Genomic DNA, 26,083 nt, shown 5'->3' on the forward strand with positions numbered 1-26,083 from the left:
GTCCGAGGACCCGCTGTCTGGCGACCGCCCCCGCCGCGGAACGCCGAAGCCGGACGAAATACGGCACCTCGGCTGCCCGAGTCGGCTCCACGAGCTCAGCCCGCGGCCTCGCTCGGCTCGACCACGCAGGATCGATACGCGGCCGGAGGTACCTCACCGCGTGCCGGTGGCGAGGCCCGTCCAGGGCCATGTCGACCAGGACCTCCGTCGCCAGGTTCGGTTGGACTTGGGTGTAGGTGATGGGGCCGCGGCCACGGGTGCCCGGCGTCGGCGGGAGTGAGCAGCGGCGCGATCTCAGCCGCGGCCTGCTTGGACAGCTGGGTGGTACGGCCGACGACCCGGAGCCGCCCGCCGGCGCCGTACCGGCCGAGCAGCAAGCCGGTCGAGCGCCGTAGCGAGCCGACGTATCCGCCGACAACAGGGTCCGAGCTGGTCCTGCGTTTGACCTTGAGCCAGCCTCGGACGCCGTAGTCGTACGTGGAGCGGGTCGGCTTGCAGACCAAACCCTCGACTCCGGCCACGTGCAAGGTCTCGAGCTTCGTCGGTGGTGTGCATACTCCAAGCGAGTACGGCAGGCCCGTCACGTCCCGGCCGCGCACGCGGAGCACATCGAACACGGCGAAGTGAGCCGGCTCGGCCCTGCGTTCCCGGTCAGCCTGTCTGGACCTGATTCTTCGGAGGGACCGTCACGCGGACCTTGCCGCCCCAGCCTGAGTAACGGGTCTCGATGGTGATGATGTCGTCGTTGACCAGGCTCTCCACCCAGTGCTCCTTGGCCGGGTGGGAGGTGATGAGCCGCTGGGGCAGGCCGTTCGTCCCCAGGGTGAGCTCGTACTGCAGCGTGCCGTCCTTGGGCTTGACGAGCGTGGCGGCACGGTACCAGGGTGACGCCTTCCACAGGGCGGTCTCTCCAACCGTGCCCTTGTAGGTCCGGCCCGACCGCTCGCCGTGCTTGATGAGGACCTGCAGCGTCGCGGGCTCGGCCGCGTTCACGTGCTGGCTGTACATGCCGCTCACCCCGCCGGGCATGGTGCGCTTGAGCTTGATCCAGCTCTTGCCCTTCTGCGTCGCACCGTACAGCTTGGCGCCCTTGGTGTAGCTGTACCTGCCGACGGTGATCGTGCGTTCGTCACCCAGCAGGTTGTCGATGACGTTGAAGACGGGGCCTTCGTGCGGGATGTACGTACTGCGCAGATCGGCGGCGGCGACGGTTCCCGTGCCGCCCTTGACGGGCTTGCCGTACTGCAGCACTCCGGTGCGCCGCAGGAAGACCGACTTGCCCTCCATGTCCACGTACGACGTCACGTCCGTGACCTTGACCCCCTGCCCGGCGATCACCCGGCTCTTGAGCGCCTTCACCGGGTCGGCGGGCGCGGCGGCGGCGGGGGCGGCCGCGGCGGTCAGGACGACGGCACCGGCGAGCCCGGCGATCAAGCGCTGCAACGGATTCCTCCTCAACGGGACAGGCCGGAGAATCCTCACACATCTTGATCACGCCTCGGCAACGGGGATGCTGGTGGAAGAGCGCTTCGTCGACATTTTGCTTCTTGCCGTTATCGGCTGGATCCGCCATTGCGTCACCGCCTCGGGGAGCTCCGAGCGCAGCTGATCCCGGTCGGCCCGGCCGTCGCGGCCGGCCCGGCGATCACGACGTGACGCGACGGAACATCACGGTTCGGCACCCGCCATACCAACTCGCTGCGTACAGCACTTGAGCAAGGCGCTCGCCACACCATGCCGGGGACGCCATCCCACGTGCCTGACAAGATCATCTCGCTTTGACCTGCAAGAAGATCAGGCGAACCCAAGATGACGCCGGAATCAGGTCACTTCCGGTTCCGGTGGACGATCTCCTTGCGGCCCTTGCCGGGATACGCCATGATCAGCAGCCGCTGCCCACTCTGCGCCTCGCCCTTCCAGGGGAACCAGGCGTAGTGCACACGGATGCGGTAGTGCCCCTTGCGCCCGTTGAGGGCGAGGTTGGGCAGCTCGGTGCCGCTGAGGCTGTCGTAGAGCACGATCTCGCCGCCCGGGCTGTAGTAGCCGACCTCGACCACCTTGTCCCAGCCCTTGGTCTCGACGGGCGGACGGCGGGTGTAGGTCTCCAGGGTGACGCAGAGGTCGAAGTCGGAGTGCGTCACGACGGCCAGGACGCCGCGCGTGGAGGAGACCAGCCCGTTGCCGGGGTCCATGTCCGGCTCGGTCTCCTCCTCTCCTTCCCCCTCGTACGTCTGCAGCACCCCGTAGTCGGTCCACTGCGGCTCCTTCATCCGGATCGCCCGGGCCGGCTTGATGCGCGGACGGTGGCGCGGCGTGGCGTCGCACATGGCTTGGGAATCGGCCTGCATCGCCGCGATCTCCTGGTCCTGCTTGGTCTTCGCGGCCTGGACGATGGTGGTGGCGCTGGGACAGATGCCGGCCAGAGGATAGGTGAGGGACGCGCGGTCGATCTTCAGCCGGGCCAGCTCCCGCGGGTCGTTGCGGGTGTGGACGCCGCACAGGCGGCGCCCGTAGGCGAGCACGACCTGGTCGGGCGCGGTGCCGGGGAACACGTGCAGGCCCTGTGCGCCGTACTCGCCGCGCAAAGAGCACACGAACTTCTGCTCGGCCGTCAGCTCGCGCGGCTCCACCTCGCCCATGTCGATCTCCCACGGCTCGGGCATGTCGCAGTCCGTGACAGGGCCGCGGGCCATGTCCGCTGCGGGCAGCAGGCACAGAGCCACGACCGAGGCGAGCCCGCCAGCAGGACATGGTGGCGGACACGGCCGGCGGGCGGGGCGGCGTACAGGAGGAGCAGGATCAGGCCGGAGGCGGTGAGCGCGAGGGCGTACCAGAGCGGGGAGAGGCCGGGGGAGAGGAGCTGGGAGCCCTCGTAGGGGACGGTGGCGCCCGGCGCGACGTAGAGGCTTTCCGGGTAAAGCCACAGCTCCCCGAAGAAAGTGGAGTGCTCAGAGGTGAACGCGCTCACGGCGCCGGCCCCGCCCAGCAGGAACAGGCTCAGCGTCGTAGCGCGCAGTAACGTGCGCGTCCGCCGCCGCACGGCGACCAGGATCAGCACCGCCGGCGCGCCCACGCCGACGAGGAGGTCGAGCGCGAACCAGTACGCGGTGGCCTCCGACCCGGTGTACTCGCGTACCACGTCGCTCAGCATGTTCTTCGGCCCGAGCCAGAACGGCACTCCCTGCGCGAGGTTGACGGCCGCGGGGACCAGCGGGAGCACGATCGCCACGACCGGCAGCGGCCACCACCTGGCGCGCGCCCGCACGGGCTCCGTCCGGGGCGCGGGAGGCTGGAGCGTGCCCAGGTCATGTGCGGACCGCGCCCACCAGACCAGCGAGAAGACCGAAACCGCGCCCAGGAGCGAGGGCATCAGCAGCTTCCACGGCACCGCCTCCGAGCCGCCGAACGCCACGATCGACACCGAACCGGACGAAAGGAGCGAGAAGAAGACCGCGATCACGCCGACCCGTACCGTCGCGCCGCTCCAACGCGGATCCCGCGCCTGCGCCACCAACAGCGACACCAGCCACAACGACCACAGGATGTCCAGCGCCCAGGTCCAGTTCTGCCCGGCGAAGAGGTAGTTGCCCGACTGGTACGCGATGGTGGTGACGACGTCGTGCACCACGCTGAGCGTGCCGGTCACGAGCATGAGCACCCGCGGCCATCGGCGGGTGGTCCCCGACAGCACGCGGAAGAACAGCCATATCACCACGAGCTGGATCACATCGGCGACCAGCGACATCCACCACAGGTAGGGGATGGGCAGTTGCCAGGTCAGGACGTACACGACCATGGCGTAGAGACCGACCCGCAGCAGTCGCACCTCGCGGCCGTTCCGCGCCGGTTCCCCACGCAGCCACCCGCGCGACACCTCCCGGTACGCCCACGCCTGCACCGCGGCGATCGGAACCAGCAGGGCGGGCAGCCACGGCCACGCCCGGATCTGGTCCGCCGTGTAGCCGTTCGGGTCCGCGACGACTCTCCACAGAGGGACGAGGTCGCCGGTGATCAGCCCGACGACGGCAAGGGCGATCACGGCGGCCAAGTAGAGGGCCGCGAAGCCGGCGGCGAGCCGGCCGAAGCGATGGCGGCGCATGAGGCACTCCGGGAGGGGGATGAGGAAAGCGCCCAACCCTACTGATCGCCGGCCAAGTGGATCAAGCGACAACTACCGCAGATCCTCGGCCGACCGCTCCGGTACCTCCACTGTCGGAAGGGCCCGATGCCAGTGGTCTCCGTCCAGCACGCCACCGCCTTTGCGCGCTGTTCGCTGAAGACCGAAGACGGAGGCGGGACGATCGGCAAACCTCGGCCCCGTCCTCAAAGGGCTGGGGCCGATCGCCGCCCGGTCGCCTCTCAGCCATCGGGCATGGGCAAAGGCGGAGACCGTGGCCCACCCCGGCTCAGCCTCCATCACGTACTGCGGAGCCAGGCGCGGCTGCACCTCATGCCCTCGGACAGAAGAGGGGCGGCCCGGCGGACCCGGGCCGGGTGGCGGCCGCGCTGGGCGTGCCGGAGTTCATCGACCAGATCACGCGGCGCTATAAACGCGAGCGGGGCACGCCGAGCTGGGCGGGTCAATGCTTTCCTGCGACCGTTTGACGACGTCGAAGCGGCTCATGACGAGGTGCACCCGTCTCACCTGCACAGGCCGACAAGGTTCTGATCCATCTCCCCGCAACGGTTGACCTGTTCGCCGTCCCTGCCACCATCGTGATATCGTTCCAATCTAGATAATCTGCAACGGAATGATTACGGAGAAGATCACATCGATGGCAGATGTGGTCGCACATGATCTCAGGGACTGTCGAACAGAAGGGTGAGTCTGTGTCAGTGGCTTTCAACGAGGAGACCCGCAAGCTGCTGGAGGGGACGAACTTCGCCACCGTCGCGACACTCGGCCCGGACGGCGCACCGCAGACCTCGGTGGTCTGGATCGAGCGGGACGGAGACACGGTGCTGTTCTCCACCACGGCAGGACGACAGAAGGCGAAGAACCTCGCACGTGACCCACGGATCAGCCTCACGGTCTACGACACCGAGAACCCGTACCGCTCAGTGGACATCCGCGGCACCGCCGAGCTCATCGAGGACAGGGAGAAGGCCCTGCCGCGGAGGCTCTCGCAGAAGTACCTCGGCGAGGACCCTCCGCCGGAGCCGGAAGAGATGCTTCGGCTGATCGTTCGGGTGGTCCCACGGAAGATCACCGGCTTCGTCCGGTAGGAATGCCTTACCGCACGGCGGCCCGCGGCACCGTGCTGGATCGCGGACGCCCGCTTCAGCCGCCGCGCCCCGCCGCCGGACTGGCGGAATGGCCGAAGCGTTGCCGTCGGTCGCTGAGGTCCGGTGTGCGGGTCCCTGCAGTGAGAAGTCGCAGTGCGTCGGATGAGGACTGGTCGTGGGCTGTGTAGATCTCAAGCCGATGGTCGGGACTGTCGGGTTGAAGCCAGACCTGGTAGCCGACGTCGAGGTTCCCGACGGTAGGGTGGCGCAGCAGTTTGACTCCTGCAGTGCAGTCGCCGACATGGCCGGCCGCCCACAGCGCCACGAAGTCGCGGCTTCGCATGGTCAGCTCGCCGATGAGTTCGGCGAGGCGCGCGTCGTGGGGGTGACGGCCGCTGACCAGGCGCAGGTAGGCGACGTGGGTCTTGGCGAGGTCGTCCCAGTTGCGGTGCAGTTCCCGTGCGTGGGGGTCGAGGAAGAACCAGCGTGACAGTGAAGGGCGGGCGGCGGCGTTGCCGGGCGCCGAGACGTCGAGGTGGGGTGTGAGCAGGGCGTGCCCGGCGCGGTTCCAGGCGAGCACGTCATTGCGTCGGCCGAGTACGAGAGCGGGCGTGCTGTCAGCGAGCGAGTCGAGGAGGGCGAGCACACGGGGATGGGCATGTTCCCGCTGTGCGCGGATCAGAGTGGTCAGGGGGCGTCGGCGGGCCAGGTTATGCAGGTGAACGGTCTCGGTCGCGTCCAGGCGCAGGACTCTGGCCAGGGCATCGAGGACCTGCTCCGAGGCGCGGTCGGCCTGGTCCTGTTCCAGGCGGGTGTAGTAGCTGATGCTGATGCCGGCCAGATGAGCGAGTTCCTCGCGTCGCAGCCCGGGCACGCGGCGGATCGTGCCGTAGTCGGCGATGCCCGCCTGCGCCGGTGTCAGCCGGTCGCGGCGGCTGCGTAGGAAGGCGCCGAGGCTCTGTCGTTCCACGATCCGATGGTAGGCACCGGTTCCGGGCGGGTGCCTGCCCCTGCCGGTGGTACCCACGGCAGTGATCTGGCCCGCCCAGATCGCCCGGCCACAGTGTGGAGCTCATGAATCAGGAGATGAGAACACCCTCTGTGGTCGAAGGCCGGCAGGGACCGGCCGGCTCCGCGCGGCGGGGCTCGTCGTGGGGGCTTGTGGCCTTGGCCGTCAGCGCGTTCGCGATCGGCACGACGGAGTTCATGACGAACGGCCTGCTCCTCACGCTCGCGGACGAGCTCGCCGTGCCCGTGGCGACAACCGGGCTCCTGACCACCGGCTATGCGGCCGGGATCGTGGTGGGCGGCCCGGTCCTGGCGGCCCTGACCCTGCGTACGCCGCGCAAGCGGCTTCTCATGACCCTGATGGTGATCTTCATTCTGGGTAACCTCGTCTGTGCGCTCGCGCCGTTCTTCGGCATCCTTGTGGCCGGGCGGTTCGTCTCGGCGATCAGCCATGGCGCCTTTTTCGGCGCCGCCTCGGTGGTCGCGGCGTCCCTTGTGCCGGCGGGGCGCAGGGCTGCGGCGATCGCGTTGTTGTTCACCGGCCTGACGCTGGCCAACGTGCTCGGGATGCCGCTGGGCACCTTCGTCGGCCAGCAGTTCGGCTGGCGTGAATCGTTCGCTCTGGTGGTCGTGCTCGGCTTCGTCGGACTTGCCGGCATCGTCGTCCTCTACGGGGCCGGCCTGGTGATCGGGACCTGGTCAGGAGGGCGCGCCGCCGACCGGTACCCGATCGCGACCATCGCGGTGCTGCTCGTGCTCCTCATCGCCGCGTTGATCACGCAATCGTTGCTGGCCGGGTTCCCGGCCCTTACTGCGGTGTTGCTGTTCGTCGTCGGTGCCGCCGGATTCGGGCTCATCCCGCCGTTGCAGAACCGGGTCCTGACGGTGGCGGGAAGCGCGTCGACCATGATTTCGACCGCGAACATCGCAGCCTTCAACCTGGGGGCGGTCCTGGGCAGCCTCGCCGGCCTCGTCATCTTCGCCGTCACCGCACGAGCACGATCGTCGCGGCAGCCCGAGACCGTTTCACGCCGTACCTGACCAACGGGCCGGCCGCTCAGGGCCTGTTCCGGCGGGTGATCCTGCAGAGCGGCGCGGGGAACCTCGTGCAGACGCCCGAGACGGCAAGGCACGTCTTGAGCCAGGTGAACAGGAAGTGCCGCAGGCGGTGGGGTGGCATGTTGTGCTGCAGTCCGGCTTCGGCGGCGTAACGGGCGAGCATGGCGCGTACGCCGCGGGTGGAGTACGGCTTCTTCCACGATGACTCGAGCAAGAAGGCCGCCCCTTTACGTCGACCTGGACGCTCTGGTGGGTGGCGTCGCGCGCCAGTCTGCCTCGCCGAAGAGCGGGCGCCCTGAGTCGGGGGTCAGAGTGTGGCGGAACGGAAAAACGTCGACTGGGTCCCGTTCCCGCGTCTCATCGCCACGCAGGTCAGGCTGCTTTCCATGTCATCGGGTGAGCTCCTCCGCGGCTGCGGATTCGGCTGTGGGAGCCGGCCGGTTCTTCATGGTCAGGGCCAGGAGGATTGCGCCGGCGGTGAATACGGCTGCGGCGGTGAAGGCCGCGGTGACTCCCTCGGTGAGGACCTGGTGGGCCGGTCCACGCGAGGTGCGCGTGGCTGCGCCGAACACCGTGACGAGGATGGCCAGCCCCAGCGCACCACCGATCTGCTGCATGACATTGAGCAGGCCCGAGGCGGCACCGGCATCCTCGGCTGGGATCCCGGAGGACAACACGGTGGTGGCTCCTACCAGCAAGATGCCCATGCCAAGACCGGCGATCATCATGGGGCCGAGCAGCGCCGTGGCGTAGTCGGTCTGGGGCGTCAGCTGCGTCATCCACAGGAGGGCCAGGCTGATCGCCCCGGCACCGACGGCAATCAGCGTCTTGGCACCCAGGCGGGGCAGCAGCCGGGCCGCCATACCGGAGGACGCAAGGATCATGAGGGCCAGCGGCACGAAGGCGAATCCCGCCTGCAGGGGGCTGTACCCGCGGACCTGCTGCAGGAACTGGGTGAGAAAGAAGAACATGCCGTTGCCCGCGGCCAGGACGAACAGCAGCACAACATAGCCGTTGGCGCGGTTGCGGTCAGCGAACAGCCGCAGCGGGACGATCGGCTGCCGGGCCCGGGACTCGACGGCCACGAACAGGACCAGCAGGAGGGCGGCCAGGCCGAGCGCGCCGAACGTGACCACGTCACCGAAGCCCTGCTCAGCGGCGCGGATGAAGCCGTAGACGAGCGCGGTCATGCCAAGCGTCGAGGTCAGCGAACCCGCCAGATCGAAGCGGCCCGGGTGGCGATCGGTCTCGGTGATGAACAGCGGGGCCAGGATCAGCAGGACGATGCCGATCGGCACGTTGATGAACAGCACCCACCGCCAGGAGATCCAGTCGGTGAGCATGCCGCCGGCGATGAGGCCGATCGCGGCGCCGGAACCGGAGACCGCCGCATAAGCCCCCAGTGCCCGAGCCCTGCGTGCAGGGTCCGGAAAGCCTACGGTGATGAGGGCGAGCACGGTCGGTGCGGCAATGGCGGCGCCGATCCCCTGACCGGCACGGGCCGCCAGCAGCATCCCAGCCGATGTGGCCAGCCCTCCGGCGAGTGAGGCGGCGGTGAAGATGACCACCCCGCCGATGAGAGCCCGCCGTTGGCCGACGATGTCGCCCATGCGACCGCCGAGCAGCAGCAGACCGCCGAAGGCCAGCATGTAGGCATTGAGCATCCAGGACAGGCCGGCCGCAGAGAAGCCGAGGTCGTGCTGGATGTCGGGAAGGGCGATGTTCACCACGTTGGTGTCCAGGATGAACATCGTCTGACAGATCAACACGATGGCGAGCACCAGGCCGGGGTGGCGCTGCTGCCGGGCGGCACCGGCGGGCCCGGATCCCGCTCTTGCCACGTACGTGCTGTGCTCGGTCATGGCACTCCTCAGAAGGGAACCCAAAGAAACGAGGAAGCTCCTCGGTTACGGTGAGCTAAGATATGAGGAGGCTCCTCGTTTTGGCAAATGTGTGGAGGGTTCCCGTGGCGGATCGATCGACGCAGGCCCGGCCCGTAGGGCGCAAAGATGCGCGACGCAATTACGAGCGGCTCCTGACGACCGCCCGGACGGCTTTCGCCGAGCACGGCGTCGGCGCCTCCTTGAACGACATCGCGCGCACCGCCGGCGTCGGCAACGTGACCCTCTACCGGCACTTCCCGACCCGCCAGGCACTACTGGAGGCGTTGCTGGGCGAAAGCCTGCGCGGCCTGAAAGCCCGCTCAGATGAGCTGCTCGCCTCCCCGTCCCCGCGCCAGGCCTTGGCCACCTGGCTGACGGCCGCGGTCGAGCACGCCATGGCCTATCGCGGCCTGGTCGACGCCCTCGTCGACAGCCTCGCCGACCCCGCATCCGAACTCCACGCCACCTGCCAAGCCGTCAAGGCCGCTGGGGCGCAACTACTGGACAGAGCCCAGCACACGGGGACGATCCGACCCGATATTGATGCTTCCGCCCTTTTCTCCCTGATCGCTTCAGTCGCTTGGGCGGCGGAGCGGACCCCCGCACATCGTGATCGACTTCTGGCCGTCATGTTCGACGGGCTCCACCGCCGAGTGGATGAGCCGGCCTAAGCCTGCTGGTCCAATGAGGTGTGAACGGCGCAGCGAGCGAACGGCGCCCACGCCCCGGCGCGTCCGTCCTCGGGGTCGGCGCCTAACTCGATCACCTCGGCCAACGCCATCATCGCCGGCGTACGGCAGCACCAGCTCATTCACCGCCTCCACGGTGTCACACAGAGAGCTGCGCGGGATCCGGGCTTCGATCATCTCCCTGGTCTCGAGAATCGTCCCCGGCATGTTCGCCGAGGCGGCCCTCTCGCCTGAACTGGCGGCAGTCCTGAAAGGCCCCGCCCGACCCGGAGTGCATGCAGCGCCCCGCCTGGCCGCTGTCCCCGGCCGGCCGCCCGACCTGGTGGCCCCCGCGGCCGTGCAGGGCGGTCACGCCGTTCCTCAGGCCGGCGGGCACCCCGGGGTGGAGCTGACGCGGCTCTCCTTCTCGGTCCGGCGTGAAGGATCCGCTCACCCCAGATAGCGGACAAGGGCGAGCTTCAGCTCCGCCACCAGTTCCGCCCCGCGCTCCGGCGTCGCGGTGGTGAGCAGCGGCATCACCGCCTTCACCATGGCCACCGCCATCGTCCCCATGAGCTCGGCGCGCTCCTGCGGCAGGCCGGGGGAGCGGCGGCGGAGGAGGGCCGCGACCTGCCGAGCGATGTCGGCGTGCAGCCGCTGCGAGGCCGAGGCCAGCTGATCGCCCGTCGCCGACCCGTACAGGAGCGACCAGTACGCCGGTGACGCGCTCTTGAACGTGACGCTCTCGTCCACGACCTGCTCCACCAGCACCTCCAGCGGCACCTCCGGAGTGACGGCGGCCAGCCGGGCGGCCCAGAACTCCTGCCGGTCGTCGGTGTAGCGCGCCACCAGCCCGTCGAGGATCTCCTCCTTGTTGCGGAAGAACTGGTAGAGAGACCCGGGCGACATCCCCGCCCGCGTGGCGACGTGGTTGGTCGTCATGTCCGGGTATCCGACCTCGGCGATCACCGACTCGGCGGCGTCGAGGATCTCCGCCATGCGCTTCAGGCCGCGCGCCTGGCGGCGAACCGTGCGTTCAGGCATGGGTCTCCTCGTTGACAAATGCGAGCATTTACTTGTATTTCTGGCTCGGAGAGCAAACACGAGCAGTTTACCGAGTTTTGATTCGGGGGCACCCTGCATGACGCTGAACACGCGGCTGCGGCCGGTCCACGCGAAGCCGGCCGGGCCGCCGCTGCGCAGGCTGGGCTTCCTCCTCGTCCGGCGCCGCCGGTCCGTGCTCGCCATGGCCCTGGTCGTCCTCGCCGTCGCGGCGGCGCTGGCGGCCGGGGCGGTGCCGCGGTTGTCGCTGGCCAGGTTCGAGGCTCCGGGGTCGGAGTCCGACCGGGCGCAGGCCGAGCTGGTACGGCGGTTCGGGACGGGCAGCCCCGACATGATCTTCCTGGTGACCGCGAAGGCCGGCACCGTGGACGACCCCGCGGTCGAGGCCGAGGGCAGGGCGCTGACCACGCGGATCGGCGGGTGGGAGGGGGTCGCCGAGTCGGCCTCGTACTGGACCCGCGGCAGGCCCGCCACCATGCGCAGCGAGGACGGCAGGCACGCGCTGATCGTGGTACGCATCCCCGGCGACGCCGACCACGTGCGCGGGCAGGTGCTGCCCGGGCTCGTGTCCGAGATCACGAAGGGCACCGGCCTGCTCCAGGTGCGGTCCGGGGGAGGGGAGGAGGTGTTCAGGGAGACCGTGCCGCTGTCCAGGCAGGACTTCGTGCGCGCCGAGTTGGTCATCTTCCCGGTGGCGTTCGCGTTGCTCTGGCTCTACCAGCGGCGTGCCATGGCGGCCCTGGTGCCGATCCTGGCCGGGGTGTTCGCGATGGTGATCGGGCTGGCGCTGCTGCGCGTGCCCCTGGCCTTCACCGGGATCTCCACGTTCGCCCTGAACCTCACCCTCGCGATGGGGCTCGGGCTCGGCATCGACTACTGCCTGTTCGTCATCCAGCGCTTCCGCGAGGAGACGCGGCGCGGCGCGGACCGGGCGAGCGCGGTGGCCGGGGCCGTGGAGCACGCGGGGCGGACGGTGCTGTTCAGCGGGCTCACGGTGGCCTCGTCCCTGGCCGTGCTGTTCGCGCTGCCGTTCGACTTCCTGAGATCCTTCGCGTACGCGGGCATCGCCGTCGTCGCCGGCGGCCTCTTCGCGGCGGTGATCGTGCTGCCCGCCGTGCTGGCCTCTGTCGGGGCCACGGTGCTCCCCAGACGGGGCGGACCGGAGCGGGACGCGGGGTTCTGGCACGCGCTGGCCACCCGGGTGATGCGGCGGCCGCTGATCTTCGGCGGGCTGGCCACGGCGGTGCTGTTGCTGCTCGCCTCGCCGTTCCTGGGGCTGCGGTTCGGCGTGGCCGACGACCGCATCCTGCCCCCGGAGGCGTCGTCCCGGCAGACGCAGGAGGTCATCCGCCAGTCCTTCCCAGCGGAGGAGACCGACGCCATCCAGATAATCCCCCAAAATCCGACGTCAGGCGATATTTCGCAGTATGCGGTGGCGCTGTCCCGGCTCCCCGGCGTCGCCCAGGTCGACTCCGCCGCCGGCTCCTTCGCGGACGGCGACCGGGTGGGCGACGGCGCCCCCGAGCGGTTCCGCCGCGGGCCGGTCCGGGACACCTGGCTGGCCGTCGTCCCCTCCGCCGAGGCGCTGGCCGAGGACCCCGTGCGGCTGGTGGAGTCCGTACGCGCCGTCGAGCCGCCCGTCGAGGTCCTCGTCGGCGGCTACCCGGCCGAGCTGGCCGACTACCGCGCCTCCGTCGTGGACCGGCTCCCCCTGGTGCTGGCCCTCATGCTCGGCGTCACGTTCCTGGTCCTGTTCGGGATGACCAGAAGCCTGGTCATCCCGCTCAAGGCGTCCCTGCTGAACCTCCTCAGCATGGGCGTCATGTTCGGCGCGATCGTCTGGGTCTTCCAGGACGGCAACCTCTCCGGCCTCCTCGGCTTCACCTCGACGGGCACCCTCGACCCCAGCATTCCGATCCTGATGCTCTGCGTCGCGTACGGCCTGTCGATGGACTACGAGGTGTTCCTGCTCTCCCGCGTCAAGGAGGAGTACGACAGGACGGGCAACACCGAGGAGGCCGTGGCCACCGGCCTGCAGCGGGGCGCGCCGCTGATCACGGCGGCAGGAGGGATCCTGGCGCTCACGTTCGCCGCCTACGCCACGGCAGAGGTGATGTTCGTGCAGATGCTGGGTGTCGGCATGGCGGTGGCCGTGCTGGTCGACGCGACCGTGATCAGGGCGGTGCTGGTGCCGAGCCTGATGCGCCTGGCGGGTCCGCTCAACTGGTGGCCCCGAGGTCGCGTGCCCACATCTGCCGCCGCGCGCTCACCAGGGGGTCGCGGGTCCACGGCGTGATCGGCTCGCAGCCCTCGGCCCGCGCGTGCCGCAGGCACTCGTCCACGAGCCGCCGCCCGAGCCTCAGCCCTCTGGCGGACGGCTCCACCAGCGGCATCCGCAACTCGGCCGTCGTCTCGTCCTGCCGTACGCATGACACCCGGCCGGCCGCACACCAGGGGCCGAGCCGGTGCGTGATCTGTGCGGCGAACACGTCCTCGAAGCGGCTCGATCTTCTCGCTACGGCAGCGCTGCGGCAGCGCGGTCATCGCAGGCTCTCGTTTCGGCGGGCACTCCACACGGCCAGTCCGGCCGTCAAGACGAGGCCCCCGGCGAGCCATAGGATGCCCTGGAGTGGCAGGGTATCGACGACTGCGCCGCCGGCCAGCGCGCCGAGACCGATCGAGAGGTTGAACACCGCCACCCACAGGGCGGAGGCTTCCTCGACCGCCTGGGGCGCGGCCTTGATCATCCACGTCTGGAGGCTCGTGGAGACCCCGCCGTACACCAGGCCCCAGATCACGAGCAGCGTCACCCCGCCCACGCCGGTGAGTCCTGCCACGGGGTAGAGCAGCATGGTCACCCCCAGGGCGGCGGCGATGGACAGGACGGTGCGATGGAGCCTCGTGGCCACGGCGGCACCCGCGATGAAGTTTCCTACGATGCCCGCCGCGCCGAAGCCGAACAGCAGCGGCCCGACGAGTCGCTGGTCGATGCCGGAAAGTTCCCGTAGCACCGGGCTGATGAACGTGTAGGCCGAGAAGTGGCCGGTCACGATCAGGAAGGTCGCCAGGATGCCGACCCGGACGCCCTGGTTGCGGAACTGGTCGGCCAGTCGCCGCAAGCCGACGGGCTGAGCCGCCGTCAACGGTGGCAGTACGGCCAGCAAGGTGACCAGCACGACCAGCGCGAGAGCGCTCAGCGCGCCGAACGCGACCCGCCAGTTCGCCAGCCCGCCGATCATCGTGCCGATGGGGACGCCGAAGACATTCGCGGCCCCGACGCCGCCGAAGATGATCGCCGTGGCCCGCGGTACGTGTGAGGCCGGGACGAGCCGGACGGCCAGGGCTCCGGCGATGGCCCAGAACCCGCCGATGGCCACCCCGACCAGCACGCGGGCAGCGATCAGGAGCGGGTAGCCAGGAGCCAGGGCGGAGGCCAGGTTGGCGAGCGTCATGAGTCCCATCAAGGCGACGAGCAGGAGCCTGCGGTCCATTCTGCCGACGAGCAGCGGGACCATTGGCGCCGCGACGGCAGCGACGATGCTGGGGACCGTGACCATCAACCCCGCTGTGCCCTCCGAGACCGACAGCGCGGATCCGACGGGGGTGAGCAGTCCGATGGGGAGCTGCTCTGCCGTGACCAGGAGAAATGTGCCGAAGGCTACGGCGGATACCGCGATCCAATGACTTTTCGGTGGTGTGTCTCGCTCGCTCAGGGCTGGGTCGGTCGCCGTCACGTTGAATCCCCTCTCCAATTCGGGAGCGATCGCTCCCATATGGCGGCACACCATAATACGGGAGCGATCGCTCCACAACTTCGCTAGGATGGGACCATGGCACGACCCCGGGAGTTCGATGAGCAGGACGTGATCGCCAAGGCGACCCACCTGTTCTGGTGCCGCGGCTACAACGCCACGTCCGTCCGCGACCTGGGCGCCGAACTCAACCTCAAGCAGAGCAGCCTGTACCGGACCTTCAACGACAAGCGCACGCTGTTCCTGCGGGCACTGGACCACTATCGGGCCACCGAGTCCGCTCAAGCCGAAGAGCGACTGAGCGTCCCCGGCTCCAGCCTCCAGACCCTGCGGGAGTGGCTGATCTGGATGGTCGACCACGAGGCCGGACGTGGCTGCTTCGTGGTCAACACGGCCACCGAGCTCGGCGCCACCGACCCCGCAGTCCAGGAAAGGACCGAGGCTGCGTTCGAAGGCACCCGGAAGACCCTCGCGTCGCTCCTGCACCGCGGCATCCGCGACGGCGAGCTGCCCGCCACCTTGGACGTCGCGGCTGCAGTGGAGTCGCTGTTCACGACGGTGCTTGGGCTGCGCGTGCGCGAACGCGCCGGACACGATCCCCAACGACTGGCCACGGCCATCGACTTCGCGATCAAAACGCTCGCGGGACCTGCGACCTGACTGGCTGCCGGATCAGGGCGACCCGCTCGTCACGCTCAACTGGTACGACAAGAGCACGTTCGAGGTCGTCAGCCACCATCGGAACCCTTCCGGGGGGAGGGTGGCCGGGATTCGGCCATTGGCTGGGGGCGACGATGGCCGCGGCTCGTCCAGACAAAGGAGACTTCTGGGGCTCCTTCGGGGAGGGTATGCCTGCTGATCACCACGGTGCATCGCATCAATGCTCGCCCCGACACCGTGGTGACCAAGGAGTTCATCAACGAACTCAAACGGGTCTCGGGCAAGGAGAACATCCTGTTCAAGATGACCACGCCGTCTTCGTCCCCGCCGGCCGGGACCGTAAGAGGCGTTCACCAGCAGCGGAGGTCCGCGGTGCCGGAGTAGGTCGTGTCGAAGGCGACCCATACGCGGTCGGCGGACTCCCGCGAGGCGATGACGCTCAGCTCGGAGAAGTGCGCGCTGGGCCGCGTGAAGGGGGCCGCCTCGTAGTACCGCTTGATCTCCTCGGGCGGGCGATCGGTGCGGAGGCTGAAGGCGAAGCCGGCCCAGCAGTCACCGGAGTCTCCGGTAACGGGCCCCTGAGGTTCGAACCCGGCGAACGTCGTGCCCTGCGGCAATGGATGGTCGAGGGCTCGATCCTCTAGGCTCGCCAGGCGGTGATCGGTGATCCACTGGGGGGCCTTCGCGGCGGCGTACAGCAGGAGGAAAGGCGTGGCGGCGATGGCCGCCACGAGTGACACCCGCCTCAGACCAGATGGCCGGGAAGTCTTACCCACAGGTCGCACTCGCCGATGATCGCACGAGCGTCGGGCAGCCGCAGGCCCGCGCCGGCGCAGCAGTAGGCGATGGCCTGGTGCCGGTACAGGTACGTCAGCAGGATTTCCGCGGCGGGTTGGTCGGGCGAGACGCTGCCGCCGCCCGGGTGGGTGTCCCACTCCACGATGACGCCGTCGCGGGCGACACTGCCCTGGTTGCCGCTCTTGGGGTTGGCGAACAGCCCGTAGCAGACGGTGCCGGCCGAGAGGCGTTCACTGACGCGGGGGCTCGACGGGCCGAAGCCCCAGGGCTGTGTGATCACGCAGCCGCCCGGCACGTCCGTGATGCCGACCAGGTCGAGGTTGTCCTCCCAGAGCTCGGCCGGATCCTCCAGGACCTCCTCCGCCTCGTCCTGCGCGGCCGGCTCGGCCTCCAGCCTGCGGACCGCCTCGGCGGCGGTGACTCCGGCCACGCACGCCAGCCCCAGGCCGTCGTCCACGAAGTCGCCGAGCGCCGTGATCAGCCGTCGGGCCTCCGTCACGGCGGCGGACTCGGCGGCGGACAGGCCCGGCTCGCCCGGCGGCAGGGGAAACAGGTCCGGGGTCGGCGTGGCCAGGCTGAGCCGTACTGGGGACCAGCCGGACATCATCGGCCGCCACGGGTCCGCTCCGGCGGCGGCCAGGACACGGGCGTTGCCGGGGCGGTTGGCGAAGACGGCCTCCCAGAGCGCGGTGCGGCCCTCGTACTCGGCATCGACGTCGTCGACCCGCCGGACCAGCTCGGCGATCACCTCGGGCGAGCCGTGCGCGGCGGCGGCGCGTAACGGCCGCCCGAAGAAGAACACGCCCCCGTGGGGGTCGGCGCCGGCGTCGAGGCGGGCGCGAATGACAGCGAGGTCGCTCCAGTCGTGCCGGCCGATCCCGGACCAATCGCCGGGCGGGGGCGTGGTGGACATGGTGCTCCTTAGGTGTGACGGGTGATGCGGTAGATCATGGAGGAGCAGACTGACAAAACGGAGAGCGACCGGTGCCGGGTTGTTCCTGGGAGGCTGCATGCGGGGCTGGTGCTGCCGGGGTTCCTGGTGGCCGCCTGCCTTCTTGAGGCCGCGTTTGTGCAATCCGTGACGGTGGACGGTCCTGGTGCGGACGAGGTCACGGCGGCATATGGCGTTGTCCGGCAGAGACGGGCGGTCTTCCGCTCGGGCGTCGCGCTGTTCGGCGACCGGTAAGCCGCGCTACCGGGGGCATGACAGCTCGCCCTCAAGAACCATGCCGGCTTCAGTTGCGCTGTTGCGGGGACGCCTGCCATGGCAGGCGGTTCTCAAGCTCTACCTCCAAGGAGAAGCTGAGAAAGGTACGGACTATCACGATGAGCGCGAGGACGCCGACACTGGTAAAGGTAGGAGCCACGGCCACCGTCCGGATGATGTCACCGGCCACGAGGAACTCCAATCCGAGCAGGATGGCCCGGCCCAATCCTTGCCGATATCCCCGGTAGGCGTCGTGGAAGGGCCCTTGCCGGCTGATAACGCTGAAAGCGAAGCGTACGGTGGCCACCAGGGCGCCCAGCACGATGAGGGCGACACCGGCCACGTCAACCGCCTGGCCGACCCGTTCCACGACATTCGCAAAACTCGTGTCCATGTCATGCCTCCCGGCCGGGCCTCACAAAAACTGGCTTTCGTGCAATTCCCCGCCACGGGCACGACAACAGGACGACAGACGTCAGCATGTACGCTTTCGTCCAGCGATGACCAAGCCTTTCACTTGTCTTATCGATAACAGTGATCACTGCGTCAAACCCGTGAGTGCGGAAGGCGCAAGACAACGTTCTGCGGTGTCGGCTCCAGGTGGTCCGTCCAGGACGGCGTCGGCCGAAGTCAGACCACTCGGTGTCGCTGTAGTCCGGAAGGAGCAGGAGGGACCTCCCCCCGCTGTACGCGACGGGGAAGCCCCTCGAAGACTCGCAACCGGGAGGGTCAGCTCTCCTTGACCCTCTCCCATGCGGCGGCGTTGTCGGCACGAGCCTGATCGCGGACCGCGGGTGTGACGCAGACCTGGTCACCTACGTAGGACTCCCGCCACACATACCCCTGGACGCAGCTCTTGGGCCCGGCCGGGCCGTCGGTCCAGCGGCTGGCAGCGGCCGCATTGTCGTCCAGGGTCTGGTGCCGGGTCTCCGGGGACACGCAGACGTAGTCGGAGTCGTCGGCCATCCGCCACACATAGCCGTCCTTGCAGGCGTTCGGCCCCCACACGTGCTGGGCGACATTGATCCGAGTGGGCGTGGCGGCCGTGTCCTGCTCCGCCTGGTACTTCACGGTGGGCGAGACGCAGGCAACGTCGGCCGGCGTGATCTCCCGGTAGACGTACCCCCACCGGCAGGCGCCGTGGGCGTCGAGACGGTTCGGCTGGTCGGCGTTGTCGGCGGCGGTGCTGTCGCGTACGGCAGGCGTCACGCAGGCGTTGTCCCCGGCCACGGCGGCCCGCGGGACGTACTCGAAGCCGCACTTGCTGGTCACATCGGTCGAGACGGTGACCGTCGCCGAGTCGGCGGTCACCGAGTCGAGCTTGATCTCGACGCCGTCGCTGCGGTAGCTCTGGACCGGCGTCGGGTTCGTCTCGTTCTCCATCAGGAGGGTGGGCCAGCTTCGTTCCTGGTACTGGTGGATGAGGATGCTGTCCTTGGGGATCGCGCTGCTGCGGCCGGTCTTCTTACGGAACTCGACGGTGAGGTACCTGTCGGGTCTCTTCGGGTCGTACGGCACGCGAACCATCAGCGCGCCGGGCCGTTCCGGCTGCTCGATGGGTGCCAGCCGTACCGTCCGGGTGCCGACTCCGTCCTTGCCGAGCGTCGTCACCCGCCAGCCGGGCAGCCAGCCGAGCTCGTCGAGGCTCGGCGCGGCCAGCGCGATCGCGCCTTCACCGAACCGCTCGGAGGGCGGGAAGTGGGTGGTGGAACTCGACATCGTGTCGTACGGGTTGCCCACATCCGTGGGGCGCTGGTTCAGGAACAGCGACAGCCTGTGGTTCAGCCCGTTGAGCCGCCCGAACTCGAAGGCGGCGCGGTTCAGCGTCCAGGCCGTGGAGTCCAGGACGATGATTCTGTTTTCCCGTGAGTTGTACGAGGCGCGCCCGATTCCGCCTTCGGCGGTGTTGATGATGACGAACAGCGCGCTGCCGGGCGGCCGGGTCCACCCTTGGCTCTGCGCGCTCTGCACGCAGTCCTTCGGCTTGTTCCTGGAGTACCAGCCCTCGTCTCTCCACTGCGAGTAGGTCTTGGGGATGGTGTACCAGCCGTGGACCTCGCCCTCCAGGGCGACCCGGCCGCGCGACTGCTCGGCGACGAAGTCGGCCAGGCCGCCTTTGCCGAGGCCTTCGGCGGTGAGCAGGTCCTTGAAGAACTGCGGGGGTTTGGGCTCCTCAGGCCGGTCGAGGAACTTGCACAACAGAACCGAGATCGGCCACTTGGCCTGCACCGGCAGGGCCGCGGCCGGCGCGGTCGGCAGCAGCGCGACAGTGGCCAAGGCGGCCAGCAGTGTCACTGCCAGCCGGCGAGCACCAGGGTAGAACATGACTCTCATTTCCTCTGTTTCCAGACGATCATCGGGCCGGCATCGCAGGCGGGTCCGGGAAGTGGTTTCGGACAGGGACGGCGCACCCACCGCGGCCGCCCGCCCGCCGGCCAACGTCGTCCTGCCGGGCGGGTGGCCGCCTCGGTGAAGGCGGCGGTGTACGTGGCCTCCAGCCGCGGGCACATCCCCGGCCGGACGCCCGCTCAGAGCGTGGGGCGGATGGCGAGGCGGAGGCCCAGGTGGGCGTGCGCGCCGAGCAGCAGCGCGGCGCTGGCGTACACCGAGACGGCCGAGCCGCCGAGGATCTGCGCCAGGACGGTCACCGGGAACCACAGGCCGGCGAGCAGGGGCAGCCAGCGGACCGCTCCCCGCAGGCGGCCCCGGATCGCGACGGCGATCCCGAGGGCGAGCATGCCGAGCTGGCTGAGCGGCCAGCAGGCGTCCAGGATCAGCAACGGCAGCGGGAACTCGTCGTAGGTGGCGTAGCCGAAGGACAGCGCGTTGGTCACGAACGCGCCGGGCAGCAGCACCAGCAGGCCCACCGGGATCACGCGGGTCCATCCGTCGCCGGCGGAGCGCGTGACGTGCACGGTCCACACGAACGCGAACAGTCCGGCGACGAACACCATGCCGGTGACGGTGTCGAGCGTCTGGACGCCTTCCTGAACCCGGTCGCCGACGATCACGGTGCCGACGCTCCAGGCGACGGCTCCGGCGGCCAGCAGGAGACCGGAGATCCTGGTCCGGGTCCGGCTCGAGCGGGAGCGAGCCACGACGGGCTCGTGCGGATCGACGTTGTTGGGCGCGACGTGGCTGGACATGATGCTCCTCGGGTGCGCGGGTCGGTGGCAGCACTTTCCCGCCGGAGCGCCCCGGGCGCCCAGGGAGCACGGCCACGCACGCGGTCCCGGATGTACCCGGCCCGATCAGGGACCGCTGTCCCGGGTGGACGGGGACATTCCCGTGAGCCGCTGTCCGGGTGCGACGCCGGAAAGCCGATCTGCGTGTTCGCGGCCGGCGCCGCGGCGGTGTGCCCGTACGTGGCGTTCGCCGCGCGCATGCCGCAATCGCAGCACCCCGACAGCGACTTCCTCGTCCGCGACATCCTTCACGAGGAGGTCGCGGCCGTGCTGGACGGTTACGACCTGGCCGGGAAGCTCCACATGGGCGCAAACTCGACGTGCGGCGCACCGCTCCCGCAGTGCACCCGAGGTCCAGGAGTTGCGCGCGGAGACCAGGCGGCGGTCGGCCACCAGGCAGGACGTGCCGGAGACGTCAGCCGAAGACGCGGTCGCGGGCCAGGTCCAGGGCGGTCAGCACGGCGCCCTGCAGCACCGCGTTGCCCGTGACCGTGCTGGCCCGGACCTCCGTGGGCGCCGGGGCCAGGGCGCGCAGGTGGTCGGCCACCAGCTCGGCCAGTTCGTCCCCACCCTCATGCCCCGTCGTCCCGCCGAGGACGACGAGCCCGGGGTCAAGGAGGGTGGCGTAGGCGAAGGCACCCTGGGCGATCCGCCGAGCCAGCTCGTCCCGGTCGAACCTCCGTATGGACTCGGCGTTCAACAGCTCGCAGAACGCCACACCACCGACCTCCAGGAACCCGATCTCCCCCGCCCCGCCCGACGCCCCCCGGCGCAGCCGGCCCTCGAGCACGACCGCCGCTCCCACCCCGTCGTCCAGCCAGAGGAGCACGAAGTCCTCGCTCCCGGCGGCGGCTCCCGTGCGGAGCTCGGCGATGGCGGCCAGGTTGACCTCGTTCTCCAGGATCACGGGCACGCCCAGGCGCTCGCGTACGGATCCCATCGTGTCGCGCCGCCACCCGGGCACGTCGTTGGGCGACACCAGCTCCCCGGCACGCGGATCAACCAGCCCCGGCGCCCCGACCACGACCGTGTCCAGCGCGCGCCGCCCCACCGCGCCCCCTACCACCTTCGCGATGAGGGTCGCCAGGTCGGCTCTCGCGCCGATCGTCGTACTCGCCTCGCTGACCACTCGTCCGGTGATGTCGGCGACCGTGACGTTGACGGCGTCGCGCCGTACGTCCACCCCGGCCACGTGGGCCCGGTCCGCCACCAGCCCGTACAGGCGCGCGTTCGGGCCTCGCCGGTCCTCGCCGCTCTCGCCCGTGGCCTCGACGAGGCCGCCCGCCATGAGCCGTTCGATCAGGTCGGACACGGTGGGCCTGGACAAACCGGTCAGCGTGCGGAGCTGGGGCGCGGTCAGCGGCCCGTGTTCCAGCAGCAGGTCGAGGGCCAGCCGGTCGTTGATCGCTCGGGCCAGGGCAGGGGTGGCGGTCTTCACGGTCCTCATAATAATCAGGGACCCTTCCTAAAACCTCTTTTCATCAGGAAGCCTGCCTGATAATTTCCAGCCATGAGTCATCACCGCGCCATCGCGGCCGTCTTCGTCACGCACGGCGCCGTTGCCGGCAGCCTGTCCACGCGCATCCCCTGGATCCAGGAGCACCTGCACCTCAGCCCGGGCGCCCTCGGCCTCGCGCTGCTGTGCCCGTCGATCGGCGCCTTCGTGGGCATGCCGATGGCCGGCCGCCTCGCCTACCGCTTCGGCAACCGCGCGGCCACACGCGTCCTCCTCGCGCTGTGGTGCGCGGGATTGGCCCTCCCCGCGCTCTCGCCGTCGCCCGTGTGGCTGTTCGGGGCGTTCCTGCTGTTCGGGGCGTCGGCGGGCATGTGCGACGTCGCGATGAACGCGCACGCCGTCCTCCTCGAACGGCATCTCGGCCGCTCGATCATGTCGGGACTGCACGGCATGTGGTCCGTCGGCAGCCTGGCCTCCGGCGGACTCGGCGCCCTGGCCGCCCACGCGGGCATCGACGCCCGGATCCACCTCGGAGCCATGTCGCTCGCGTTACTCGGCCTCGGGGCGGCGGCCGGGCGCGGTCTCCTCCCCGACAGCGGGATGACGGGTTCGGTACGCGACGCGCCCGCGCCGCGGCGCTTCGCGCTCCCCACGCGAGGGATCCTGGCGATCGGGCTGGTGGGGTTCTGCGCGACGTTCGCGGAGGGCGCCAGCTCCAACTGGTCCGCCGTCTACCTCACCGCCGTCACCGACGCCGGCCCCGGCTTGGCCGCCGCCGGATACACCGTCTTCATGCTCTGCATGGCGAGCACGCGACTGCTGGGCGACCACGTCATCCGCCGGATCGGTCCGGCGGCGACCGTCAGGGCGGGCGGTGCCGTGGCGGCGGTCGGCGGCGTCCTCGTGGTCGCGGCCCGCACACCCGCGCTCGGCATCGCCGGGTTCGCCCTGATCGGACTGGGGATCGCGGTGATCGTGCCGCTCGTGATCGCGGCGGCGGGCAACGCGGGCACGACTCCGGGCGAGGGCGTGGCGGGCGTGGCGACGATCACGTACCTGTCGGGCCTGATCGCACCGGCCGTGACGGGCTGGGTGGCGGGCGCGCTCAGCTACCCCGCCGCGTTCGCGCTGATCACGTGCGTGGTCGTGCTGCTGATGCTGCTCGCCCCGGTCCTGCGCCCCTCCCGAACCTCACCCTCACAAGGGGCCGTTCGTGCCGACGCCTGACCCAGACGACCCGCTGACCGACGAGGCCCTCGTCTGTCAGGCCGCCCGGTCGATGGCGGCGCCTCGCGGCCGGAGGACTCTTGGCCCAGTGCATACCGTCGCCGCCGTTGAATGCCGCCCCGGCGGAGGAAGGCTCCGTCGTATGGGTCCCTCTCGGGCCGGCCTGCTGGCCTGGCTGCGCGCGGCGGGCACGGTCGCGTTGCTCGCCGGCCTCTACTTCGTCATGCCGATGCCGTGGGCGGGTACGGAGCCCGACCGGACCGCGCTGCGGACCGTCGTGTGCCTGGCGGGGCTGGCCGTCGTGACGTGGCTGCTCTTCCGCCAGGTCGAGCGCGCGCTCCGGCCCCACCGGCTGGTCGCGGAGCAGGCGGCGGTGCTGATGACCAGCGTCACCCTCGTGGTGGTCTTCTTCGCGGCGGCCTACTTCACCATGGCCGACCGGTTCACCGGCATCCGGACCCGGCTGGACGCGCTCTACTTCTCGGTCTCGACGCTGGGCACGCTCGGGTACGGCGACATCGTCCCCGTCGGGCAGGACGCCAAGGCGGCGGTCATCGTCCAGGTGCTCTTCGATCTGGTCATCGTGACGTCGGCCTTGACGATCGTCGTCGGCGCGCTGCGCCCGCGCGGCGGCGGGCGCAGCTAACTTCCACGGGTAACTTTCACGGACGTGGCGCGAGGAACGACCGTTCGCAGAGCGCCGATGACCGTTCGCCGCACTCCTACCTGTCTGCGGCCGTACGTGCGGCCCGGCACCTTAACGTCCCCATCGCCGCGATCCGGTGGAAACCGGGCGGGGCGGCAGGCGTTCCCCTTCGTTCGTGTCGGTCGGCCAGAGGAGTGGACAGTGCACGTCTTACGGTGGTGGAGATTGCGGAGCGCGGCCTTCGTCGCGGCGGTTCTCGTGGCGGCTCTCGTGGCTGCGGGCCTGGTCGCGCCGCGGGCGCGGGCGTCGGCGGGCACCGGCGCCCCCGGCCGCGCCTGCTCCGGCTACGTGGGGCTGACCTTCGACGACGGGCCCACCCCCGGCAACACCCCCGCCCTGCTGGCCGCCCTCAGAACCGCCGGGCTGCGCGCCACCATGTTCAACGTCGGCCAGAACGTGGAGGCGAACCCGGACCTGACGAGAGAGCAGGTCGCGGCCGGCATGTGGATCGGCGACCACAGCTGGGACCACCCCCACATGACGCAGCTCACCGCCGAGCAGCAGGACGCGCAGATCTCCCGGACCCAGGACGTCATCGCACGGGTCACCGGCGCCACGCCCCGCCTCTTCCGCCCGCCCTACCTGGAGACCGACGACGGGCTGCGCGCGGCGGAGCTCCGGCACGGCCTCACCGAGATCAACGCCGACGTGGACTCCCAGGACTGGAACAACGCCACCGCCGACCAGATCGCGGCGAAGGCCAGGGAACTGCGGTCCGGCGACGTGATCCTCATGCACGACTGGCCCGCGAACACCGTAAAGGCCATCCCGCGGATCGCCGCCGACCTGCGCGAACGCGGCCTGTGCGCCGGAAGGATCTCGCCGGTCACCGGCCGGGCGGTCGCCCCCGGCACCACGTGCGCCGCCGCGTACCGGACGATCGCCGCCCGCGACGGCACCTTCCGCGGCGAGGTCGTCGTGACCAACACCGGCGTGGCCCCGCTGGACGGCTGGCGCGTCACGCTGACCCTGCCCGCCGGGGCACGGATCAGCAGCCTGTGGAACGGCGTCGCCACCGGCGCCACGGGGACGGTGACCGTCACCGGCACCCGTCACAACAGCGCCGTCGGGGCCGGCAGGTCCACCGCGTTCGGTATCGCCGGCACCGGGGACGGGGCCGTCGCGGGCGTCACGTGCGCCGACCCGTCCGGCGACACCCTGGCCCGCGCCCGCACCGCCGGCCGAGTCGAGGACCTGGGCGACAGCGTGCGCTACACCTGGCCGGGCATCACCTTCGAGGGCCGCTTCCAGGGCACCGGGGTCGGGATCGAGCTGAACGACACCGCCAACGACTACGACGTCCAGATTGACGGCGGCGCCCCGGTCACGCTGCGGACGCCGGGCAGGACCACGCACTGGGTGACCGGCCTCGGCGGCGGCGTGCACACCGTGCGCCTCGCCAAGCGGACCGAGAGCCCGTGGACGCCCGGCGAGTTCGGCGGGTTCGTCGCCGCGCCCGGGGGCCGCGTCCTCGCCCCGCCCGCCGCCCGCGCCCGGCAGATCGAGTTCATCGGCGACTCCTGGACCGCCGGCTACGGCAACATGTCGACCAGCCGCGACTGCTCGGCGAGCGGCGGGATCAACCCCAACTCCAACGCCGACCAGACCTTCGGCGCCCTCACCGCCCGCGCGCTGAACGCCGACCACCAGCTCACGGCCTGGTCCGGGATGGGCATGGTACGCAACTACAACGGCAGCAGCCCCGGCACCGACTTCCGCACGTACTACGACCGCACCCTCCAGGCGGCCGGCCCCGCGGCCTGGCAGCCGCCCAGGACCTGGAGGCCGCAGGTCGTCGTGGTCGGCCTCGGCATCAACGACTTCTCCACCCCGCTCAACCCCGGCGAGCGGTGGGCCGACACCGCCGCGCTCGCCGCCGACTTCCGGGCCGCCTACCTGGGTTTCCTGGCCAAGCTCCGCCTCCGGTACGGCCCCGGCACGTCCATCGTGCTGACCTACCCGACGATGTCCGGCACCCCGCTGGCGGACTCCGTCCAGCAGGTCGTACGGGAGCGCAACAGCCAGGGCGACACCCGGGTGTCGGCGCTCCACTACGACAACGACGCCCTCGGGCTCGACCTGCTCGGCTGCGACTGGCACCCGTCGCTGCACGACCACCGGCTTCTGGCGGGCGCGCTCGGCCGCTTCATCGGGACGCTGCCCGTCCGGTGGTGACGGTCCGGCCG

At 70.1% G+C, this 26,083-nt stretch carries 23 protein-coding genes; 8 read left to right on the forward strand and 15 right to left on the reverse strand.

What is annotated here, in order from left to right; all coding sequences use genetic code 11:
- Positions 1–651: 651 nt before the first annotated feature.
- The 3 genes from SMD20_RS43640 to SMD20_RS43650 all read right to left on the reverse strand — a co-directional run bounded on the left by SMD20_RS43640 (position 652) and on the right by SMD20_RS43650 (position 4,099).
- Complete coding sequence (locus SMD20_RS43640; RefSeq protein ID WP_329593038.1) at positions 652–1,443, reverse strand: hypothetical protein; 792 nt, start codon at positions 1,441–1,443, stop codon at positions 652–654.
- 383 nt (positions 1,444–1,826) lie between these two features.
- On the reverse strand, positions 1,827–2,663 hold the full coding sequence (locus SMD20_RS43645) for a hypothetical protein (protein WP_329593040.1): 837 nt from the start codon (positions 2,661–2,663) through the stop codon (positions 1,827–1,829).
- Positions 2,612–4,099, reverse strand: coding sequence for a hypothetical protein (locus SMD20_RS43650; RefSeq protein WP_329593042.1), 1,488 nt, complete (start codon positions 4,097–4,099; stop codon positions 2,612–2,614). The genes SMD20_RS43645 and SMD20_RS43650 overlap by 52 nt, the downstream gene beginning before the upstream one ends.
- A gap of 695 nt (positions 4,100–4,794) precedes the next feature.
- Here SMD20_RS43650 and SMD20_RS43655 point away from each other — a divergent pair.
- Positions 4,795–5,226: a PPOX class F420-dependent oxidoreductase gene (locus SMD20_RS43655; RefSeq protein WP_329593044.1), complete on the forward strand. Its 432-nt coding sequence runs from the start codon at positions 4,795–4,797 to the stop codon at positions 5,224–5,226.
- A 55-nt stretch (positions 5,227–5,281) separates the two neighbouring features.
- Here SMD20_RS43655 and SMD20_RS43660 read toward each other — a convergent pair whose 3' ends face one another.
- A complete protein-coding gene (locus tag SMD20_RS43660; protein ID WP_329593046.1) occupies positions 5,282–6,196 on the reverse strand; it encodes a helix-turn-helix transcriptional regulator in 915 nt (304 codons plus the stop codon).
- A 104-nt stretch (positions 6,197–6,300) separates the two neighbouring features.
- On the opposite strand from SMD20_RS43660, the gene SMD20_RS43665 reads away from it, so the two are divergent.
- Complete coding sequence (locus tag SMD20_RS43665) at positions 6,301–7,275, forward strand: MFS transporter (RefSeq protein WP_329593048.1); 975 nt, start codon at positions 6,301–6,303, stop codon at positions 7,273–7,275.
- A 16-nt stretch (positions 7,276–7,291) separates the two neighbouring features.
- Here the strand turns inward: SMD20_RS43665 and SMD20_RS43670 are convergent, their stop codons facing one another.
- Together SMD20_RS43670 and SMD20_RS43675 are read right to left on the reverse strand one after the other, a co-directional pair.
- On the reverse strand, positions 7,292–7,507 hold the full coding sequence (locus tag SMD20_RS43670) for a hypothetical protein (RefSeq protein WP_329593050.1): 216 nt from the start codon (positions 7,505–7,507) through the stop codon (positions 7,292–7,294).
- A gap of 175 nt (positions 7,508–7,682) precedes the next feature.
- Positions 7,683–9,155, reverse strand: coding sequence for an MFS transporter (locus tag SMD20_RS43675; RefSeq protein WP_329593052.1), 1,473 nt, complete (start codon positions 9,153–9,155; stop codon positions 7,683–7,685).
- Positions 9,156–9,259: 104 nt separating this feature from the next.
- Here SMD20_RS43675 and SMD20_RS43680 point away from each other — a divergent pair, with 104 nt between their 5' ends.
- Positions 9,260–9,847, forward strand: a complete 588-nt coding sequence (locus tag SMD20_RS43680; RefSeq protein WP_329593054.1) for a TetR/AcrR family transcriptional regulator — start codon at positions 9,260–9,262, stop codon at positions 9,845–9,847.
- Between the two features lie 447 nt (positions 9,848–10,294).
- On the opposite strand, the gene SMD20_RS43685 is transcribed toward SMD20_RS43680, so the two are convergent.
- Complete coding sequence (locus SMD20_RS43685) at positions 10,295–10,888, reverse strand: TetR/AcrR family transcriptional regulator (protein ID WP_329593056.1); 594 nt, start codon at positions 10,886–10,888, stop codon at positions 10,295–10,297.
- 97 nt (positions 10,889–10,985) lie between these two features.
- On the opposite strand from SMD20_RS43685, the gene SMD20_RS43690 reads away from it, so the two are divergent.
- Positions 10,986–13,202: an MMPL family transporter gene (locus tag SMD20_RS43690; RefSeq protein ID WP_329593058.1), complete on the forward strand. Its 2,217-nt coding sequence runs from the start codon at positions 10,986–10,988 to the stop codon at positions 13,200–13,202.
- Here SMD20_RS43690 and SMD20_RS43695 read toward each other — a convergent pair.
- Both SMD20_RS43695 and SMD20_RS43700 read right to left on the reverse strand, forming a co-directional pair.
- The gene (locus tag SMD20_RS43695; protein WP_329593060.1) at positions 13,126–13,395 is read right to left on the reverse strand and encodes a GNAT family N-acetyltransferase; all 270 of its coding nucleotides are present in this window, start codon (positions 13,393–13,395) and stop codon (positions 13,126–13,128) included. The genes SMD20_RS43690 and SMD20_RS43695 overlap by 77 nt on opposite strands.
- Before the next feature lie 51 nt (positions 13,396–13,446).
- Positions 13,447–14,640 carry an MFS transporter gene (locus SMD20_RS43700; RefSeq protein WP_329593062.1) on the reverse strand — a complete coding sequence of 398 codons (1,194 nt, stop codon included), beginning with the start codon at positions 14,638–14,640 and terminating at the stop codon, positions 13,447–13,449.
- 96 nt (positions 14,641–14,736) lie between these two features.
- Here SMD20_RS43700 and SMD20_RS43705 point away from each other — a divergent pair, with 96 nt between their 5' ends.
- A complete protein-coding gene (locus SMD20_RS43705) occupies positions 14,737–15,318 on the forward strand; it encodes a TetR/AcrR family transcriptional regulator (RefSeq protein ID WP_329593065.1) in 582 nt (193 codons plus the stop codon).
- A gap of 350 nt (positions 15,319–15,668) precedes the next feature.
- On the opposite strand, the gene SMD20_RS43710 is transcribed toward SMD20_RS43705, so the two are convergent.
- From SMD20_RS43710 to SMD20_RS43735, 6 genes are all read right to left on the reverse strand, one after another.
- Positions 15,669–16,058 (reverse strand): hypothetical protein, encoded by a 390-nt coding sequence (locus SMD20_RS43710; RefSeq protein ID WP_329593067.1) that lies wholly within the window; start codon positions 16,056–16,058, stop codon positions 15,669–15,671.
- Between the two features lie 5 nt (positions 16,059–16,063).
- Positions 16,064–17,029 carry a DUF6461 domain-containing protein gene (locus tag SMD20_RS43715; protein WP_329593068.1) on the reverse strand — a complete coding sequence of 322 codons (966 nt, stop codon included), beginning with the start codon at positions 17,027–17,029 and terminating at the stop codon, positions 16,064–16,066.
- 322 nt (positions 17,030–17,351) lie between these two features.
- Complete coding sequence (locus SMD20_RS43720; RefSeq protein WP_329593069.1) at positions 17,352–17,717, reverse strand: DUF1622 domain-containing protein; 366 nt, start codon at positions 17,715–17,717, stop codon at positions 17,352–17,354.
- A 335-nt stretch (positions 17,718–18,052) separates the two neighbouring features.
- Positions 18,053–19,648: a hypothetical protein gene (locus SMD20_RS43725; protein ID WP_329593072.1), complete on the reverse strand. Its 1,596-nt coding sequence runs from the start codon at positions 19,646–19,648 to the stop codon at positions 18,053–18,055.
- A 203-nt stretch (positions 19,649–19,851) separates the two neighbouring features.
- The gene (locus tag SMD20_RS43730; protein WP_329593073.1) at positions 19,852–20,469 is read right to left on the reverse strand and encodes a hypothetical protein; all 618 of its coding nucleotides are present in this window, start codon (positions 20,467–20,469) and stop codon (positions 19,852–19,854) included.
- A gap of 454 nt (positions 20,470–20,923) precedes the next feature.
- Positions 20,924–21,946, reverse strand: a complete 1,023-nt coding sequence (locus SMD20_RS43735) for an ROK family transcriptional regulator (RefSeq protein ID WP_329593075.1) — start codon at positions 21,944–21,946, stop codon at positions 20,924–20,926.
- Positions 21,947–22,018: 72 nt separating this feature from the next.
- Here SMD20_RS43735 and SMD20_RS43740 point away from each other — a divergent pair, with 72 nt between their 5' ends.
- The 3 genes from SMD20_RS43740 (at position 22,019) to SMD20_RS43750 (ending at position 26,072) form a co-directional block, all read left to right on the forward strand.
- Positions 22,019–23,191, forward strand: coding sequence for an MFS transporter (locus tag SMD20_RS43740; protein ID WP_329593078.1), 1,173 nt, complete (start codon positions 22,019–22,021; stop codon positions 23,189–23,191).
- Between the two features lie 142 nt (positions 23,192–23,333).
- A complete protein-coding gene (locus SMD20_RS43745) occupies positions 23,334–23,837 on the forward strand; it encodes a potassium channel family protein (protein ID WP_329593080.1) in 504 nt (167 codons plus the stop codon).
- A 201-nt stretch (positions 23,838–24,038) separates the two neighbouring features.
- Positions 24,039–26,072 carry a polysaccharide deacetylase family protein gene (locus tag SMD20_RS43750; protein ID WP_329593081.1) on the forward strand — a complete coding sequence of 678 codons (2,034 nt, stop codon included), beginning with the start codon at positions 24,039–24,041 and terminating at the stop codon, positions 26,070–26,072.
- Positions 26,073–26,083: the final 11 nt, after the last annotated feature.

Origin of the sequence: Nonomuraea sp. LP-02 (genome assembly GCF_036289125.1) — a bacterium.
Classification (GTDB): Bacteria; Actinomycetota; Actinomycetes; order Streptosporangiales; family Streptosporangiaceae; genus Nonomuraea; species Nonomuraea bangladeshensis.

Bases quoted from the DNA above. Each gene is read 5' to 3' on its own strand.
- SMD20_RS43745 (WP_329593080.1), top strand. From the start codon at position 23,334: ATGGGTCCCTCTCGGGCCGGCCTGCTGGCCTGGCTGCGCGCGGCGGGC.
- SMD20_RS43655 (WP_329593044.1), top strand. From the start codon at position 4,795: ATGATCTCAGGGACTGTCGAACAGAAGGGTGAGTCTGTGTCAGTGGCT.
- SMD20_RS43720 (WP_329593069.1), bottom strand. From the start codon at position 17,717: ATGGACACGAGTTTTGCGAATGTCGTGGAACGGGTCGGCCAGGCGGTT.
- SMD20_RS43650 (WP_329593042.1), bottom strand. From the start codon at position 4,099: ATGCGCCGCCATCGCTTCGGCCGGCTCGCCGCCGGCTTCGCGGCCCTC.
- SMD20_RS43725 (WP_329593072.1), bottom strand. From the start codon at position 19,648: ATGTTCTACCCTGGTGCTCGCCGGCTGGCAGTGACACTGCTGGCCGCC.
- SMD20_RS43665 (WP_329593048.1), top strand. From the start codon at position 6,301: ATGAATCAGGAGATGAGAACACCCTCTGTGGTCGAAGGCCGGCAGGGA.
- SMD20_RS43645 (WP_329593040.1), bottom strand. From the start codon at position 2,663: ATGCCCGAGCCGTGGGAGATCGACATGGGCGAGGTGGAGCCGCGCGAG.
- SMD20_RS43715 (WP_329593068.1), bottom strand. From the start codon at position 17,029: ATGTCCACCACGCCCCCGCCCGGCGATTGGTCCGGGATCGGCCGGCAC.
- SMD20_RS43685 (WP_329593056.1), bottom strand. From the start codon at position 10,888: ATGCCTGAACGCACGGTTCGCCGCCAGGCGCGCGGCCTGAAGCGCATG.
- SMD20_RS43730 (WP_329593073.1), bottom strand. From the start codon at position 20,469: ATGTCCAGCCACGTCGCGCCCAACAACGTCGATCCGCACGAGCCCGTC.
- SMD20_RS43675 (WP_329593052.1), bottom strand. From the start codon at position 9,155: ATGACCGAGCACAGCACGTACGTGGCAAGAGCGGGATCCGGGCCCGCC.
- SMD20_RS43690 (WP_329593058.1), top strand. From the start codon at position 10,986: ATGACGCTGAACACGCGGCTGCGGCCGGTCCACGCGAAGCCGGCCGGG.
- SMD20_RS43740 (WP_329593078.1), top strand. From the start codon at position 22,019: ATGAGTCATCACCGCGCCATCGCGGCCGTCTTCGTCACGCACGGCGCC.
- SMD20_RS43705 (WP_329593065.1), top strand. From the start codon at position 14,737: ATGGCACGACCCCGGGAGTTCGATGAGCAGGACGTGATCGCCAAGGCG.